The organism is Candidatus Magnetaquicoccus inordinatus (assembly GCF_004217665.1).
Classification (GTDB): domain Bacteria; phylum Pseudomonadota; class Magnetococcia; order Magnetococcales; family Magnetaquicoccaceae; genus Magnetaquicoccus; species Magnetaquicoccus inordinatus.
On the sequence record NZ_RXIU01000489.1, the window covers coordinates 1 to 1,178 of the forward strand.

General features: G+C 49.8%; 1 protein-coding gene and 1 tRNA gene. One reads left to right on the top strand and one right to left on the bottom strand.

Going from position 1 to position 1,178, the window contains the following annotated elements; all coding sequences use genetic code 11:
* Positions 1 to 730, bottom strand: a 730-nt coding sequence (locus tag EJP87_RS16755; protein WP_153188697.1) for an AAA family ATPase, incomplete at its 3' end; no start/stop codon positions are given.
* 124 nt (positions 731 to 854) lie between these two features.
* Here EJP87_RS16755 and EJP87_RS16760 point away from each other — a divergent pair.
* Positions 855 to 929, top strand: a tRNA-Thr gene (locus EJP87_RS16760).
* Positions 930 to 1,178: the final 249 nt, after the last annotated feature.

Consider the following 1,178-nt stretch of genomic DNA (forward strand, 5'->3'; position numbering starts at 1 on the left):
GTTCCAAGATCACAGCCAGGGCCAGACGCGCCGACTGCTCCAAACGGCTGGCATGGGCAAGGCGAGAGCGTTGTTGTTCCAATTCGGCAAACTCCCCCACTTGCGGGTCGAGCGCCGACAACTCGGCCAGTTGAAAGGCCAAAAAAGCCTGACGATCAGCGGCATCAGCCTGTTTATTGCGCCAATTTTTTTGTTCTGTGGCAATACCATGCCAGAGATCATAACTGTTTTTGACCGCCAAAAGCTGCTGGGGATGGTTGGCAAACTCATCCAAAACAGCCAAATGGGCATGTGGATTCAGTAAACGTTGATGGTCATGCTGTCCATGAATATCGGCCAACAAACTTGCCAATTCGCTGAGAGAGGACAAGGGCACTTGATTTTCGTTAATAAATGAGCGACTTCGCCCACTACGGTTAAGCACCCGGCGCAAGAAGAGCTCTTCTGGATGGGTATCACCCTCAACCGAGCTGCTCAACGCCTTGTCATGCAACCAGTGTTGGGCAGCATGAGCCGGAGGCAAATGGAAGCATGCCTGCACTGTAGCGCGTTCACAACCGCTGCGAATGAGAGTGGTATCGGCTCTTTCGCCCAGAACCAGGGAGAGTGCATCGATCACAATCGATTTACCGGCACCGGTCTCCCCGGTAAGCATGGTCAAACCGGCATGAAACTCCAGTTCCAGGCGAGTAATCAGCGCCACATTTTCAATGATGAGATGACGTAACATAGCACAACCAGAAAGAGTAAGAGCAGAACATCGGGAAAGTATCGCTTGTGACACTATTGTGCGCAAGCTGAAAGATGGGGGGTTGACGCAGCATGCGGGTTTGGGTAAAAAAGCAGGCAAGGAGGCCGCCTTAGCTCAGGGGCAGAGCAGCTCACTCGTAATGAGCAGGTCCTCGGTTCGAATCCGAGAGGCGGCTCCAGTAAATCAAGAATTTACGGTCACTCACAAGGTGGCCGTTTTTGTTTCAGCAATCAAATAGCAATCATTTGGAAAAGATTGTAAAGTGACATCTGTATTGAGAGCGATTGTGTAAAGTGACATCTGTATTGAGAGCGATTCTGTAAAGTGACATCTGTATTGAGAGCGATTCACGCCTGTATTGATTATTTTTTCGGAAAATCCCCCCACACCACCCCGTAAAAGTTACACCTGTATTGATTATTTTTTC